This window comes from Acidovorax temperans (assembly GCF_028596105.1).
Classification (GTDB): domain Bacteria; phylum Pseudomonadota; class Gammaproteobacteria; order Burkholderiales; family Burkholderiaceae_C; genus Acidovorax; species Acidovorax temperans.
In genome coordinates this window covers 2,728,488-2,744,574 of the sequence record NZ_CP117193.1, presented here as the reverse complement: position 1 = coordinate 2,744,574, position 16,087 = coordinate 2,728,488, and the positions used below count along the sequence as shown (strand labels likewise).

At 65.9% G+C, this 16,087-nt stretch carries 11 protein-coding genes; 4 read left to right on the top strand and 7 right to left on the bottom strand.

The window, feature by feature from the left end; genetic code table 11:
* The first annotated feature begins 682 nt into the window (after positions 1-682).
* Both PQV96_RS12925 and PQV96_RS12920 read left to right on the top strand, forming a co-directional pair.
* The gene (locus PQV96_RS12925) at positions 683-3,832 is read left to right on the top strand and encodes an efflux RND transporter permease subunit (protein WP_273623137.1); all 3,150 of its coding nucleotides are present in this window, start codon (positions 683-685) and stop codon (positions 3,830-3,832) included.
* 8 nt (positions 3,833-3,840) lie between these two features.
* Positions 3,841-5,316: an efflux transporter outer membrane subunit gene (locus PQV96_RS12920; protein WP_273623136.1), complete on the top strand. Its 1,476-nt coding sequence runs from the start codon at positions 3,841-3,843 to the stop codon at positions 5,314-5,316.
* Between the two features lie 65 nt (positions 5,317-5,381).
* On the opposite strand, the gene PQV96_RS12915 is transcribed toward PQV96_RS12920, so the two are convergent.
* Both PQV96_RS12915 and PQV96_RS12910 read right to left on the bottom strand, forming a co-directional pair.
* Complete coding sequence (locus PQV96_RS12915) at positions 5,382-6,650, bottom strand: putative Na+/H+ antiporter (protein WP_273623135.1); 1,269 nt, start codon at positions 6,648-6,650, stop codon at positions 5,382-5,384.
* A 147-nt stretch (positions 6,651-6,797) separates the two neighbouring features.
* Positions 6,798-7,250 carry a LytTR family transcriptional regulator DNA-binding domain-containing protein gene (locus tag PQV96_RS12910; RefSeq protein WP_420482147.1) on the bottom strand — a complete coding sequence of 151 codons (453 nt, stop codon included), beginning with the start codon at positions 7,248-7,250 and terminating at the stop codon, positions 6,798-6,800.
* A 253-nt stretch (positions 7,251-7,503) separates the two neighbouring features.
* On the opposite strand from PQV96_RS12910, the gene PQV96_RS12905 reads away from it, so the two are divergent.
* Together PQV96_RS12905 and PQV96_RS12900 are read left to right on the top strand one after the other, a co-directional pair.
* Entirely contained in the window at positions 7,504-8,328 is an 825-nt protein-coding gene (locus PQV96_RS12905; protein ID WP_273623134.1) for an undecaprenyl-diphosphate phosphatase, read from the top strand.
* A gap of 62 nt (positions 8,329-8,390) precedes the next feature.
* Positions 8,391-9,260, top strand: coding sequence for a MipA/OmpV family protein (locus PQV96_RS12900; RefSeq protein ID WP_273623133.1), 870 nt, complete (start codon positions 8,391-8,393; stop codon positions 9,258-9,260).
* 52 nt (positions 9,261-9,312) lie between these two features.
* Here PQV96_RS12900 and PQV96_RS12895 read toward each other — a convergent pair whose 3' ends face one another.
* From PQV96_RS12895 to mutS, 5 genes are all read right to left on the bottom strand, one after another.
* Positions 9,313-10,899: a diguanylate cyclase gene (locus PQV96_RS12895; protein ID WP_273623132.1), complete on the bottom strand. Its 1,587-nt coding sequence runs from the start codon at positions 10,897-10,899 to the stop codon at positions 9,313-9,315.
* A gap of 2 nt (positions 10,900-10,901) precedes the next feature.
* Positions 10,902-11,117, bottom strand: a complete 216-nt coding sequence (locus PQV96_RS12890) for a hypothetical protein (protein WP_244939131.1) — start codon at positions 11,115-11,117, stop codon at positions 10,902-10,904.
* Positions 11,118-11,497: 380 nt separating this feature from the next.
* Positions 11,498-12,337, bottom strand: a complete 840-nt coding sequence (locus tag PQV96_RS12885; protein WP_207374303.1) for an alpha/beta fold hydrolase — start codon at positions 12,335-12,337, stop codon at positions 11,498-11,500.
* 38 nt (positions 12,338-12,375) lie between these two features.
* A complete protein-coding gene (locus PQV96_RS12880) occupies positions 12,376-13,203 on the bottom strand; it encodes a proteasome-type protease (protein WP_066689983.1) in 828 nt (275 codons plus the stop codon).
* Positions 13,204-13,397: 194 nt separating this feature from the next.
* Positions 13,398-16,025, bottom strand: coding sequence for a DNA mismatch repair protein MutS (gene mutS, locus PQV96_RS12875; protein ID WP_273623131.1), 2,628 nt, complete (start codon positions 16,023-16,025; stop codon positions 13,398-13,400).
* Positions 16,026-16,087 lie beyond the last annotated feature (62 nt).

Here is a 16,087-nt window from a genome sequence, read left to right as displayed (position 1 = left end):
CTGCGTCCCTGCGCTTCGCTTCGGGCAACCTGCGGTGCTCGCGTCCAGCGGGGTCTCGCTCGAACTCGCTGCGCTGCGCTTCGCTCAGACAATCGCGAGCCCTGATCCGCTGGCCGCTGCGCTCCTCGGCGCATACAGAGGGGATGGGGGAGCCAAACAGCCAAACAGCCTCTCGGGCCATTGCTTCGCTCGGCCCTTTGTTGTGGGCGCAAGCACCTTGCGCAGGGCGCAGCATTTTTTGGGTCGAGCGCAGCGAAGACCCGAATGGCTGTTTGGCTGTTCACCCCCTGCTGGCTGCGCCTGCGGCGGGGCGGTTGCGGGGTGGCACGCGCGTCGGAGCGCGCGTGCTTCGTGATCTGACTCGCCGTGGCTGTCCGAGCGGCGCTGCGCAGCAGCAAAGCGAGTTCCACGGCGCACCCCGCAAGCGCACCGCCGCAGGTTTGCCCCGTAGCGCAGCGCAGGGGTCGCAGACTGGGGGGCGCCTTTCTTTTGGGTACTTTTCTTTGGCGAAGCAAAGAAAAGTGCCTCGCCCGCCGGGGCGAACACCCGGCTCCCGCCCTTGGCAAAGGCATGCAGCCAAAAGAATGGCGACAAATCAAGACACTATCAAATTAGTAGCTGCAAGCGCTTATCTAGTAAGCGCTAGAGCTATAAAACACATCAAAACCCAGAGGCCCGTTCCATGAGCCTCTCCACCCCCTTCATCCACCGCCCCATCGCCACCATGCTCCTCACCCTGGGCCTGGCCCTGGTGGGCGCGGTGTCGTACTTCCTGCTGCCTGTGGCCCCGCTGCCCCAGGTCGATTACCCCACCATCTCCGTCAGCGCCAGCCTGCCCGGCGCCAGCCCCGACACCGTGGCCGCCACCGTCGCCACGCCGCTGGAACGGGCGCTGGGCTCCATTGCCGGGGTCAACGAAATCACCTCGCGCTCCATCCTGGGCAGCACTAGCATCACCCTGCAGTTTGATCTGAGCCGCGACGTGGACAGCGCCGCGCGCGATGTGCAGGCGGCCATCAACGCGGCGCGCTCGCTGTTGCCCACGGGCATGCCCAGCAACCCGACCTACCGCAAGGTCAACCCGGCCGATTCGCCCATCATGATCCTGGCGCTCACGTCCAGCTCGCTCACGCGCGGGCAGATGTACGACGCGGCCTCCACCGTGCTGGCGCAAAAGCTCTCGCAGGTCGAAGGGGTGGGGCAGGCCACCGTGAGCGGCGGGGCGCTGCCTGCGGTGCGTGTGTCGCTGGACCCGGTGCGGCTGGCGGCCAACGGCGTGTCGCTGGAGCAGGTGCGCAGCGCCATCAGCACCACCAACGCCAACCGCCCGCTGGGCGCGGTGGAGCGTGAAGACCACTATTGGCAGATCGCCGCCAACGACCAGGCCCGCGTGGCGGCTGACTACGCGCCGCTGGTGCTGCGCTGGAAGGATGGCAACGCCATTCGCCTCTCAGACGTGGCCGAGGTGACCGACTCGGTGCAGGATGTGCGCAACTTTGGTGTGGCCAACGGCAAGCCTGCCATCTTGCTGCAGGTGTTCAAGCAGCCGGGCGCCAACATTCTGGAGGCCGTGGACCGTGTGCGGGCGTTGATGCCGCAATTGCAAGCGTCTATCCCGGCGGCCATCGACATTGAAATCGTGTCAGACCGCACACCCACCCTGCGCGCTTCGGTCAAAGAGGTGGAGAACGCGCTCGTCATCGCCGTGGGGCTGGTGATCCTGGTGGTGTTTTTGTTCTTGCGCAACGCGCGCGCCACGCTCATCCCGGCGGTGGCGGTGCCGGTGTCGCTGGCCGGCACGTTCGGGGTGATGTACCTGGCGGGCTACACACTCGACAACCTGTCGCTCATGGCGCTCACCATTGCCACCGGCTTTGTGGTGGACGACGCCATCGTGGTGCTGGAAAACATCATGCGCCACATGGAGCGGGGCAAGTCGGCGCTGCAGGCGTCATTGGATGGTGCCCGCGAGATCGGCTTCACCGTCGTCTCCATGAGCATCTCGCTCATCGCCGTGTTCGTGCCCATTTTGTTCATGGGCGGCATCGTGGGCCGGTTCTTTCGCGAATTTGCCATCGTCATGTCGGCGGCCATTCTGGTGTCGCTGGTGGTCTCGCTCACCACCACACCCATGATGTGCGCGGCCTTGCTCAAGCACCCTGCGCCTGCGCAGGCGGCGCCGCGCACGCTCTGGTGGGCGCGGTTTTCGCGGTGGGTGGATGGCTGGCAGACCCGTGGTTTGCGGGCTTACCGCCACAGCCTGGCCTGGTGCCTGCGCCACCAGCCCGTCGTGCTGCTGGTGCTGGCCGGTGTGGTGGGGCTCAATGTGTACCTCTATACCGCCATCGACAAGGGCTTTATGCCTGAGCAGGACACGGGCCGCATCTCGGGCTTCATCCGGGCCGACCAAGCCACGTCATACCAGGCCATGGAGCAGCGTCTGCAGCGCTTTTTGGCCATCGTGCAGGCCGACCCGGCGGTGGAATATGTCACCGGCACCACGGGTGGCTGGCAGCGCAATGCGGCGGCGATGTTCATGACGCTCAAGCGCGGGCCGGGGCAGGAGTCGTCTGAGGCGGTCATCGCACGGCTGCGCGAGCAACTCAAGAACGAGCCGGGCGCGCGCCTGTTCATGTCGCCGCAGCGTGACATCCGCATTGGTGGGCGGCAAAGTGGCGCGTCTTTCGACTTCACGCTGCAGGCCGACGATATTGCCGAGCTGCGCACCTGGGAGCCGCGCATCCGCCAGGCGCTTTCGCAACTGCCCGAGCTGGAAGACGTGAACAGCGACGTGGCCGACTACGGCTTGCAGACCACGCTGGTGATTGACCGCGACGCCGCCACCCGCCTGGGCCTCACCATGGCGCAGATCGACGCCACGCTGAATGACGCCTTTGGGCAGCGCCAGGTGGGCGTCATCTACAACCCCCTCAACCAGTACCGCGTGGTGATGGAAGCCGCGCCGCAATACCTGCAAAGCCCCGAGACGCTGCGCGGCTTTTTCTTTGTGAACAACGTGGGCCAGCAGGTGCCGCTCACCGCGTTTGCGCGCATCACCACCGCCAACACGCCGCTGTCCGTCAACCACGAGCGCGGCACACCCGCCAGCACCATCAGCTTCAGCCTGGCGCCGGGCGTGTCGCTGTCGCAGGCGGCCGATGCCGTGAACAACGCCGTGGCCGAACTGGGCGTGCCCGTGGGCATTCGCGGCAGCTTCAGCGGCACGGCGGGGGCATTCCAGTCGGCTCTGGCGGGGCAGCCGCTGCTCATCCTGGCGGCCATCATCACCATCTACCTGGTGCTGGGCATCTTGTATGAAAACCTGGTGCACCCCATCACCATCCTCTCCACACTGCCTTCGGCCGGGGTGGGGGCGCTGCTGGCGCTGATGTGGTTCAAAACTGAGTTCTCGCTGATCGCGCTCATCGGCGTCATCCTGCTGATCGGCATCGTCAAAAAGAACGCGATCATGATGATCGACTTCGCCCTGGCGCGGCAGCGCGATGGCTACGCCACGGCGGCCCAATCCATCTACCGCGCCTGCAGCCTTCGCTTGCGCCCCATCCTCATGACCACCATGGCCGCCATTTTTGGTGCGCTGCCTCTGGCGCTGAACCGTGCGGACGGGGCCGAGCTGCGCCAACCCCTGGGCATTGCCGTGGTGGGTGGGTTGCTGGTGAGCCAGCTGCTCACGCTCTACACCACGCCCGTGGTTTATGTCGCGCTGGACCGCTTGCGCCAGCGTGTGCTGCGCGCTTTGCGCCGCCAGCGGGGGCGTGCGCCCCAGGCCGCTCATGGCCCCGTGGCCCCAGCGCTCGAAGGAAACGACTGATGTCTGCCATGCCACTATCCCTTGCGTTGACGATCCGTTCTTGTCGGCCTGCCACTCTGCGCCTGCTGCCCGCCTTGCTGGTAGCTGCCGGGTTGGTGGCATGCAGCACCCCGCCGGTGTACGAACGCCCCGCACAGCCCGTGCCCGCCCATTACAAGCAAGCCTTGGCCGCCACGGCGGGGGGTGTTTGGCAGCCTGCGCAGGCGGGCCAAATCGCCGCTGAAGCCCCCGCCGCGTGGTGGACGCTGTACGGCGATGCCACGCTCAACGCCCTGCAAGAGCAGGCCGCCAGCGGCAACCAGAACATCGCGTTGTCTCTGGCCCGCCTGCGCGCGGCCCAGGCAGTCGTGGCCAGCAGCCGCGCCAGCCTGGGACCCACGCTGGGCACCACAGCCAGCGCTTCGCGCGCACGCAGCGGCAGCCAGGCGGCAGACGGCAGCAGCAATACGCGCACCAGCAGCAGTTATTCGCTGGGCCTGAACGCGAGCTGGGAGCTGGATCTGTGGGGCCGCCTTGCTGGCACAGTGGATGCTGCCCAGGCCACCGCCCAGGCCAGTGCGGACGACCTGGCCGCTGCCCGCCTGTCGGTGCAGGCCAGCGTGGCGCAAACCTATTTTTCGCTGCGTGCGGCAGAGGCCAACGCGCAAATTCTGCGCGAGACGCTGCAGGCCTACGAGCGCAGCTGGGAGCTGACGCGCAACCGCCAGCAAGCGGGCGTTGCCTCGGTGGCTGATGTGGCGCAGGCCGAATCGCAATACAAGTCCACCCAGGTGCAATTGCTGGAGGCAGAAACCACCCGCACCCAGCTGGAAAACGCCCTGGCTGCGCTGCTGGGCCAGGCCCCCGCCAGCTTCAGCCTGCCCGCCACGGGCACGCTGCCCCAGCCCCCGGTGGTGCCCGCCCAGCTGCCATCGCAACTGCTGGAGCGCCGCCCCGATATTGCCGCTGCCGAGCGCCGGGTGGCCGCCGCCAACGCGCAAATCGGCGTGGCCCAGGCCGCATTTTTCCCAGCGCTCACGCTGTCGGGCACGGCGGGGTACCGGGACTCGGAGCTGTCCAACCTGTTCAATGCCCCCAACCTGTTCTGGTCGCTGGGGCCGCAACTGGCGCTGTCGCTGTTCGATGGCGGTGCCCGCACGGCGGCGGTGGAATCGGCCCGCGCCGCCAACGAACAGGCCGCCGCCACCTACCGCCAGACGGTGCTGACGGCCCTGCAAGAAGTGGAAGACAACCTGACCGCTGCCACGGCCCTGGCGCAAGAGCAGCAACTGCAAACCGAAGCCCTGGCCGCCGCCCAGCGCGCGCTGGAGGTGGTGAGCAACCAGTACCGCGCGGGCACGGTGGGGTATCTCAATGTCATCACCGCGCAGGCCACGGTGCTGTCAGCCCAGCGCAGCCTGATCGATGTGCGCAGCCGTAGGCTGGCGGCGGTGAATACGCTGCTGAAGAACGTGGCGGGGCGGTGGGAGGTGGAGGGCGGGTGACACGGGGGGCTTGCGCTGCAGACTGCTGAGTCTGCAGGGCAAGCGCTGTCAGCCACCGGCCCCCTTCACAACACCAAAAACGCCGCCGCCGCCATGGCCGTAGGCCCCAGCGCCCCCAGCAGCAGCCCGCCGGCCCCAATCGTCTGGTCGGCAAAGCCGTTCTTCAGCAGCGCCACACCCGCAGGGTTGGGCGCGTTGGCAATCACGGTGAGGCCGCCGCCTGCCACAGCCCCAGCCACCAGCGCGTATTGGGCGGCGGGTGAGATGCCTTCAATGAGCGAGCCCAGGTAGGTGAGTGCGGCGTTGTCGGTGATGGCGGTGAGGCCCAGGGCGCCTGCGAACAGGGCCAGGGGCTCCAGCCCCGCGACGATGGGTTGCAGCCACCATTGCTGCATGCCGCCCAGCACCACCAGCCCCGCCAGGAAGAAGCCCACCAGCAGTGCCTCTTTGAGGATGAGCGGGCTCTGGTGGCGTGCATAGGCCTGCGTGTAGCCCAGGAACATCAGAAAGATGCCCAAAAACACCACCGGGTGGTGTGCAAACAGCACCACGCCCGCCAGCAGCGCAATGTGCACAGCGGCCACACTCACAGGCACAGGGCGCTGGTCAGCCGCTTCTTGCCCTGCCCGCAGGGCTTCGGCGCTGGGCAGGTGCCGGCGCAGGGCCAGCGCACATGCCGTGGCGTTTACCAGCACGGCCAGCGCGGCCTTCCAGCCAAAGGTGGTAAGCATGAAGGCGCTGTCCCAACCCCAGGTGGCGGCCACCATCAGCACGGGCGGCGCGGCATACGAGGTGAGCGTGCCGCCGATGGATACATTGACAAACAGCACGCCCAGCGCCAGGTATTTGAGCCGCTCTGGCACGCCCGTGCGGAAGATTTGCGGGGCCAGCATGAGGGCGGCAATGGTCATGGCGGCGGGTTCGGTGATGAGCGAGCCCAGCAGCGGCACAGCCGCCAGCCCCAGCCAGGCGGTTGCCAGCGGGGTGGGCACCGGGGCCAGCTTGGCAAGGGTGTGGACGATGGCCACCACCGTGCGCAGCACCGGGCGCGATGCGGCAATGACCATGACCACGAAGACGAACAAAGGCTCGGTGTAGTTGCGCGATTCAGCGTATTGCAGGGCCTGCGGGCCGCCCACGGCCAGCGCCATGGCCACGATGAGCACCATGGCCCAGAAGCCAAAGACCACCTCGACCTCGCCCAGCAGGTGAAACAGCCCGGCGTGGCGTGGGTAGCGGTGCGAGAGCCGCTCGAAGAATTTGACGGAAAAGGTGTGCAGCAACGCCACGCCAAAAAGGGCAGCGGCAATCCATTGGATGAGGGGTGTGATCATGCAGGCAAGCGGTCGTAGAAAAGCCGCGTGGCGGCCCGACCATCGCTGTACCTGTTGCGCCGATTTGCGCAGACACCCGGCGCGCATTTTAACCGCCAGGACTTGCGCAGCTGCGTAGGAGAAGGGCGCCCGTGGTGCCCGGCACCGCTACATCGCCTTGAACAGGTGTGCGTAAAGGCGGCTCACGGCCAGGCGCTCGGGGCGCCCGTGCAGGTTCAGGTGCAGCTTGCCCAATTCGTCGCGCACCGCGGTGGCGATGGCGCTGGCGCGCACCAGGGTGCTGCGGTGCACTTGCCAGAATTCCTGCGGGTCCAGCTGGTCTGCCAGCTCTTTGAGCGGGGTGCGGATGAGGTATTCGGCACTTGCCGTGAGCACGCGGACGTACTTGTCTGCGGCCTCAAAGTACAGCACGTCGCCCACGGGCACCATGTGGATCTGGCTGCCGTGGCTGGCCTGGATGACGGTGAGGCGTGGGCGCTGTGCCTGGCTGCGGCGTGCCCACAGGGCCACCGAGCCCAGGGCGGTGGCCAGCACGGCGGCGGTGAGGTGGATGGCGACAGCGGGGCTGAGGTTCGACAAGGCAGGCAGGGCGGTGGTCATGGCGTTCATCTGTGCGGCATGGCTGGGATGGACGTGACTGTGCCGCTGTCCCCGCGCAGCCACTACCGGTTTGCGACGAACTGCATGGTGACGCCGCGAAATGCAGGCGGCTTACCGCGAGGTGCAGTCCACTTCGCTTCGGGCGAGGTGCGCAGGTGCTGCATCGCCTGGGAGTAGAGACTGTGCCAAACCAAGATGCGGCGCGACGATAATTTGCGCTTTAGTTGGCCCGTGGGGCCTGAAGGAATTGCGCGTGGATATCGTTTTGCTGGTCAAGGCCGCCATCATGGGCGTGGTCGAGGGATTGACCGAGTTTCTTCCCATCTCGTCCACCGGCCACCTGATTTTGGCGGGGTCGCTGCTGGGTTTTGACGATGCCAAGGCCAAGGTGTTCGATATCGCCATTCAGACCGGTGCCATCTTTGCCGTCATCCTGGTGTATTGGCAAAAGATTCGCGCCACGCTGGTGGCCCTGCCCACTGAACGGCAGGCCCAGCGTTTTGCGTTGAATGTGTTGATCGGTTTTGTGCCCGCCGTGGTGCTGGGCCTGCTGTTTGGCAAGGTCATCAAGGCACACCTGTTCACCCCGGTGGTGGTGGCCACCACGTTCATTGTGGGCGGCTTCATCATCCTGTGGGCAGAGCGGCGCGCCCCGGTGGCCACGCGCATTGAGTCGGTCGACGATATGACCCCGCTCGACGCCCTGAAGGTGGGCCTAGTGCAGTGCCTGGCCATGGTGCCGGGCACCAGCCGCAGCGGCTCCACCATCATTGGCGGCATGCTGCTGGGGTTGTCGCGCAAAGCGGCGACGGACTTCTCCTTCTTTTTGGCCATCCCTACGCTGATTGGCGCAGGGGTGTACAGCTTGTACAAAGAGCGTGCATTGCTGTCGATGGCCGATGCACCCATGTTCCTCACCGGGCTGGTGTTCTCGTTCATCAGTGCCTGGCTGTGTGTGCGCTGGCTGCTGCGCTACATCAGTACGCACAGTTTTGTGGTGTTTGCCTATTACCGCATCGTGTTTGGTGTGGTGGTGCTGGCAACGGCATGGTTGGGGTGGGTGCAATGGGCCGAATGAACATGCTGCGAGATAGGGTGGCGGTGACAGCCGCCCTGGTTTGCTGCGCCACAGGCTCAGCTTTGGCTGAGGAAGTCGCCAGTCAGGCGACTTCCTCCACCTCTTCGGCCCACGGGCTGGAACCAGCGTCCACACTGGCGTCTGGTGCTCTTGACGAGTCGGGGGCTGTGGTCACAGAGGCGGCGGCCCCAGCCCCCAAACCCCGTGTCAACTACGTGCTCGGCGCCATCGTCAGCTCAAGCCCTGACTACGCGGGCGGTACCGAGCGCTCTTACGGCCTGCGGCCTGCCTGGGCTCTGGAGTACGGGCGCTTTCGCCTCAGCTCCTCGCGTGGCAATGCCTTGATGGGACACGGGCTGACCGCGCAATCAGAGTCAGGCGCCAGTGCGATGCTGGCGCAAAGCGAACGGTTTTCTCTGCGCGCTTCATTGCGCATAGACCAGGGCGATGACGGCTCGGACTCTCCACGCCGCCGGGGCTTGCCCGAAGTGCGCTCCACCCTCCGGGCGCGGCTCAGCACCGGCTATGCCCTGACCCCACGCTGGTCGGTGAGCGCCGGGGTTTCGCAAGACATTCTGGGGCGTGACGGTGGCGCCCTGATGTCGCTCAACCTGGGCTACAGCTTTCCCTATTCACAGCAAACGCGGGTGTCGTTTGGTCTGGGGGCAGGCTTTGCCGACCGGCAGTACCTGCGCAGCCATTTCGGCGTGCCCGCAGGTTCGGCCAGCCCGCTGCCTGCGTTCGACCCGAAAGCCGGGCTTTACTCGGTGGATGCTGGTGTGGATGTGATGGTGGCCCTGAGCCGCCATTGGGTGGCGGTGGGCGGGGTGAGCGTGTCGCAGTTGCAGGGCGATGCGCGGCGCAGCCCGCTCACGGTGAAACCCCTGGGGTATTCGGCCTCGGTGGGGCTGGCATACCGCTGCTGCCGTTGAGATGTGCGGGCATGGCCAGACACGCTGGCCGCTTGATTCGCGCAGAGGACAGCTAGGCCGATGACAGGGCCAGGTCGCCCGTATTGCGGCGCACACAGAACTTGCCGCTTTGTTTGCCGCTGTACATCGCCGCATCGGCCAGCTTGATGAGGCCGGCACCGTCCTGGCTGTCGATGGGCGCGATGGCGTAACCGATGGTCAGGCCCACCTGGACCTGGATGCCGCCCAGCGCGAAGGGCGATGAAAACGCCTCAAGCAACTTGAGGCCCAGTTCATGGGCTTGCGTGGTGCTTTGCAATTCGCCCGTCATCACCACAAACTCGTCGCCACCCAGGCGGGCAATCACATCAGACTGGCGCAGGTGGCACTGCAGGCGGCGGGCCACGGCCACCAGCAGCTCGTCGCCCACGTCGTGCCCGTGCTGGTCGTTGACGGGCTTGAAACCGTCCAGATCCATCACGTAGACCGCCAGCAGGTTTTCATGTGTGGCGCGCGCGAGGGCTGACGACAGTTCGATCTGCATGCCGCGGCGATTGGGCAGGCCGGTCAACGGGTCGGTGTGGGCCAGTGAGTGCATGGCATCGAGCTGCTGGTTGGCGTGTTGCGCCTTGGTGTGCAGCTCTTTGGTGCGCAAGCCCAGCACGCGCATGAACAGCAGCATGTCGAGGGTGGCAGAGATCTGGAATGAATACAGCGTCCAGAAATTGACGGGCAGCGCCCCATTGATCACACCGATGATGGCTGCCGAGCCCAGGCCGTATACAAACCACGCTATCAGCAAGGTGGTGCCAATGCTGCCGCCCGCGCGTGCGCGCCGCCAAGCGCCCGGCAGACAGAGCAGGGCGGGCAGCGGGCCCATGATGCTGACGATGGCGGCCAGCCCCTTCAGCGAGATCAGGTCAAGGGCAAACGCCACCCCCAGACCCACGCTGAACAAGGCGCCCCACCGCATGCGGCGCAAGAAGCGGCTTTGCGGGTTGTGCCCCTCCAGGGCCTGGCTCATGAACAAAAAGCTGCCCGTGATGGCCATCAGCGATGCCAGCCCCACGGCATGGCTCGTCAACCAGGGGCTGTGGCCCCACAGATACTGCTGGCCCACGCCAAAAAAGTGCAAGGAATAGAGCAGGCTGCCGCTGGTGAGCAGCGCGTACTGGATGAACATCGGCTCGCGCAGGCTGTACCACTGCGCCATGCTGTAGAAGATGAGGCACAGCGCCAGGCCGGTCAACACGCCTTGGAGCATTTGCTCGTTCACGGCACGGCCCAGAATGCCGGTGGGTGTGTTGAAGGTGATGGGCAAAATCATCGCGCCCCGGGTCTGCACCCGCAGCAAGAATTCGTAGTTCTGGCCTGCTTCCAGTTGAAACGCCTGGGCAGGCGTGCGGCCGGGCAGGGGCCGCTGGGCCCGCGGCACTTCTGTGCCCAGCACGCTGCGTTGCAGCACTTTTCCGTTTTGCAGCAGCACATCAATGCGGTTGAGGTCGGGGTGGTTGATTTCAAGCACCCACCGGCCGTCTGATGCGGGGTCCACCGCCAGGGGGATGTGCAGCCACACGGCATCCTTGCGCACGCCCAGCGTGGCATCTTTGGTGGGCTTTTGAAACTCGTCCAGCCGGGCCAGCGTCTCTTCGGCGGTCAACGTCAGTTGCTCATCGACCAGAAGCCGCAGGCGGGCCAGGCGGCCACTGTGTTGTCAGCGTCACGCAGCAGCAGCGGCCCTGCCGCCTGCACCGGGCTCAGGTGCGCTATCCACAGCATCCAGACAGCAGCCATACCCATGCACCAGCGCACAGAGGCCGCGCGCGGGCCCAGGCCTGTGAGCCAGTGGCTGATCAGCTGAAGAAACGAGATCTGCACGTGCTGAGACTGTTTGAGCGAGGGAAAGTGGGACGGATGGCCTCAGGGCGTAGCGGTGTGCCAGCACGCAGGCGTAGCCTCTGCCACCCACAGGGCTCGCGGGTGGCTCCACAGGAATTTCATGGGTTGCTCGCCCTGAACCCTCCGCCCGGCAAGCAACCGAGCGCAAGAAGCAAAAAGATGGGCGGCAAACGGCGGCATGATTGATGTATCACCTTGTAACGCGCACTCAGTGTAGGGTATCGCGGGCTCAAAGCGTGCTGAATTTTCACAATTCCGTGCGTGCTGGTGCCTCCCACTACAGGCTTGATGGCTCGGGTGAGGGTAACCATCGGGGGCGCAGTTGCCTTCCGCCCACCAAACGGGGAAGGGCTCGCCGCTCAGCGGCCCTGGGTGACGGCCTGCAGGTTCAGCAGCGAGGCCTCGATGGCAGCCGCCGTGGCCAGGGGCTGCTCCATGGGGAAGAGATGGCTGCCGTCCAGCATCATGGTGCGGCCCTGGGTTACGCGCTGCGTCATGGCCATGCCCACCTGGCGCATCTCTTCAGAATCGCGCCCGCCGATGAAAGCCACAGGGCAGCGCAGGGGGTGGGTGCTGAGCAAGCGCCCCAGGTTGTGGGGCAGGGTGTTGTAGATGGCGGTCTCCACCGCCCGGTCAAAAGCCAGCACGCGTTTGCCTGCGTGGTCTTGCAGACCGTGTTCGATGTAGTCCTGCAGCACCTGGGGGTGCCAGCGGGCAAATGCCTTTTTCTTGCGAAAGTGCTCCAGGGCTTCTTCGTTGCTGGCCCAGCTTTCGCGGCGGCGGCTGCTGACCTTGCCGGGCGAGAGCGAGCCCACCACCTGCGTGCGCTTGGCCACGCCCAGGGCATTGGCGCGCCAGCCGCCGATGAGCGGCGAGTCGATCAGCACCACGCCCCGTGCCAGTTCGGGGTGGCGTGCGGCAGCCATCACGCTCAAGAATCCGCCCAGCGAATGCCCCACCAGATACACCGGGTCGCCAATGCGTTGCACCTGGGCCTGGGTAAAGTCCACCAGTTGCTGCACCAGATGGGGCCAGTTGTTGGTCACCGGGTACTGGGGCTCGTGGCCGAAGCGTTCCACGGCGCTCACGTCCATGCCGCGTTCTTTCAGGTACTTGAACAGCAGCCGGTAGGTGCCGGCTGGAAAGCTGTTGGCGTGCGAGAAAACGACAGGCAGGTGAGGCGAGGCGTGGCGTGGCATGGTGGGGTGCGGTGGGTGAGGTCAGCCGGGGCTGGCGGTCAGATCAGCTTGTCCTGGGGGGTGGTGATCTTCTTGAGCGGCTTGCTGCGCGGGTTAGTCGTCAGGATGGGCGCCTGCGTGCTGCCGCCGTTCCAGGCCGGGTCTTCAATGCTGTCGAACACTTCGCGCAGCTTCTGGCCCCAGCTGTCGTGCAGCATGCGGAAGTAAGGATTGTTCTCGTCGATGCACACCACCTTGTCGGTGCCGAAGCGGTCGGCTTCGTACACCACCAGGTCCAGCGGCAGGCCCACCGACAGGTTGGACTTGAGCGTGCTGTCCATGGACACCAGCGCGCACTTGGCGGCCTCGTCCAGCGGGGTGTCGGGCGTCAGCACGCGGTCGAGCACGGGCTTGCCGTACTTGGATTCGCCGACCTGGAAGTAGGGCGTCTCTGAAGTCGCTTCGATGAAGTTGCCTGCGGAGTAGACCTGGAACAGGCGCATGCCCTCGCCCCTGATCTGGCCGCCAAACACCAGCGATACGTTGAAGTCCACGCCCGAGCGCTTGAGGGCTGCGCCATCGCGGTCGTGCACATGGCGCACGGCGGCGCCCAGCACGCGGGCCGCGTCGAACATGCTCTTGGCGTTCCAGATGGTGATGCCCTCGGCGTCGTCGCGGTCCTTGATCTGCGTGGTCTGCAAAATCTCGCGCACCGACTGCGAGATGCTCAGGTTGCCCGCCGACAGCAGCACCATGAACCGGTCGCCCGTCTTCTCGTAGATCATCATCTTGCGGAAGGAGCTGATCTGGTCCAGGCCCGCATTGGTGCGGGAGTCGGACAGGAACACCAGCCCGGCATTGAGTTTGATGGCGACGCAGTACGTCATGGGTCGATTGGGGGAGAAAACAAAAGCGTGGAGTGTAGTGCGCCGCCTGTCAGCGCGGTGTCGCCTGCCAGTCGCAGCCGCCACCACAGGCGGCCGCGCCTGCAGGAGCCTGTTTGCATAGCATTCAGTTTGCTATGAAAAGTGTAGCTGCTAGCGCTTATTCATCAAGCGCTAGAGGCCAATTTGGCTTCAAATCAGCCAGCAGAACCGGTCAGGCGCTTGAGCTGGTACAGCGCATCCAGCGCCTCGCGGGGGCTCAGCGCATCGGGGTTGATGGCGGCCAGAGCGGCTTCCACCGGGCTGGTGCCTGGGCCCTCGGGCTCGGGCGGGGTAGCAAACAGGTCCACCTGCACGTCGTCCTCGCCCGCGCGTTCTTCCAACGCCGCCAGGGTGTGGCGGGCGTGGTGCAGCACCGGCGATGGCATGCCTGCCAGCTTGGCGACCTGGATGCCGTAGCTGCGGCTGGCCGGGCCGGGCTGGATTTCGTGCAAAAAGACGATGTCGCTGCCCGCTTCGGCCGCGCTCACATGCATGTTGACGGCGTGGCGCGCCTTGGCGGGCAGCTCGGTCAGCTCAAAGTAGTGCGTGGCAAACAGGGTGAAGGCGCGGGTCTTGTCGTGCAGGTGGGTGGCAATGCCGCTGGCCAGCGCCAGGCCGTCAAAGGTGCTGGTGCCGCGGCCAATCTCGTCCATCAGCACCAGGCTGTGGGGCGTGGCGGCGTGCAATATTTGCGCAGCCTCGGTCATCTCCAGCATGAAGGTGGACTGGGCGTTGGCCAGGTCGTCCGCCGCGCCAATGCGGGTGTGGATGGCGTCGATGGGGCCAATGCGGCAACTCGTGGCGGGCACATGGCTGCCCATGCAGGCCAGCAGCGTGATCAGCGCCACCTGCCGCATGTAGGTCGATTTACCGCCCATGTTGGGGCCGGTGATGATCTGCATGCGGGTGTTGGCATTGAGCCGCGTGTGGTTGGCGATGAAGCTGGCGTTCGACGTTTCGGCCAGCCGCGCCTCCACCACCGGGTGGCGTCCGCCTTCGATGTCGATGCAGGGCTCGGGCGCAAACTGCGGTGCGCACCAGTTCAGGGTGAGCGAGCGCTCGGCCAGCGTGCACAGCACATCCAGCGCGGCCAGCGCCTGCGCCAGTTGTGTGAGGGCGGGTACGTGGGGTTGGAGCTGGTCCAGGATCTGCTCGTACAGCCATTTCTCGCGCGCCAGCGCCCGCTCGTTGGCCGACAGGGCCTTGTCTTCAAACGCCTTGAGTTCGGGCGTGATGAAGCGCTCGGCGTTCTTCAGCGTCTGGCGGCGGCGGTAGTCGTCGGGCACGCTGGCCAGGTGGCTGCTGGTCACTTCAATGTAGAAGCCGTGCACCTTGTTGAACTGCACCCGCAGGTTGGGGATGCCGGTGCGCGCCTTCTCGCGGGTTTCCAGCTCCAGCAAAAAGCTGTCGCAGTTGGTCTGGATGGCGCGCAGCTCGTCCAGCTCGGTGTCAAAGCCCCCGGCAATCACGCCGCCGTCGCGCACCAGGGCGGCGGGCTCCTCGGCAATGGCGCGGCGCAGCAAGTCGGTGCAGCCCTCTGGCGGCTGCAGGTGGCTGAAAATTTGAGCCAAATAGGGCTCTGGCGCTTGTGTGTTGTGCGCTAGCAGCTCTGCTTTTTGTAGCGTTTTGCCCAGACCTACCAGCTCGCGGGGGCGCACCTGGCGCAGGGCGATGCGGGCGGTGATGCGTTCCACATCGCTCACGCCCTTGAGTTCGCCGCGCAACTGGGCCCACGGGCCTGATCCGCCGCCTGCGCCCCCGGCCCCACGCAGCGCGGTGGTGGCTGAGAGGCGCTTGCGGGCCTCGGTGCGCTCGCGCTGGGGCTCCAGCAGCCAGGTCTTGAGCAGGCGGCTGCCCATGCCTGTCATGCAGGTGTCGAGCAGCGAGAACAGGGTGGGGGCGTCATCGCCGCGCAGGGTTTTGACCAGCTCCAGATTTCGCCGCGTGGTGGCGGGCAGGTCGATCAGGTCGTCGCCCCGCTGCACCTGCACGGTGTGGATGTGCGTGAGCTGGCGGCCCTGGGTGTGCTCGGCATAGGCCAGCAGCCCGGCGGCGGCGGCATGGGCCTCACCCAGTTCGTGCGCGCCCCAGGCCTGCAGGCTGGCCGCGCCCAGGTGCTCCAGCAGCTTGCGCTCGCCCAGGGCACTGTCAAATTGCCAGTCGGGCCGCAGGCTCATGGGGCAGGTGAAGACGCCGCCCTGGCGCATCACCTGCAGTTGCTGTTCAAAGCGCTCGGTCACGCCGGCGCTGTAGATCACTTCGCTCGGGGCCACACGGCCCAGCCAGTGGGCCAGCTCGTCCTGGCTGCATTCGGCCAGATGCACGCGGCCTTGCGTCACGCTCAGCCACGCCAGGCCGCAGCGCGCACGCGGGCCCTGGTGCACGGCCAGCAGCATGGATTCGGTTTTGTCAGACAGCAACTCAGTGTCCGTCAGCGTGCCGGGGGTGACCACGCGCACCACCTTGCGTTCCACCGGGCCTTTGGCCGCGCCCACTTCGCCCACCTGCTCGGCAATAGCGACGGATTCACCCATCTTGATGAGGCGGGCCAGGTAGTTTTCAAGCGCATGGAAGGGCACCCCCGCCATCACCACCGGCTGCCCGCCCGACTGGCCGCGCTGGGTGAGGGTGATGTCGAGCAACCGCGCGGCTTTCTCGGCGTCCTGCCAGAACACCTCGTAAAAGTCACCCATGCGGTAAAAGAGCAGCGTGTCCGGGTACGCGGCTTTGAGGCCAAGGTACTGCTGCATCATCGGCGTATGGTGCTCGAAGGTGTCGGACATGCGGTGCGAATGGGAAGACGAAAGAAAAACAGGGCCAAGCGGGGTGCTGCGGCGAGAGGCGT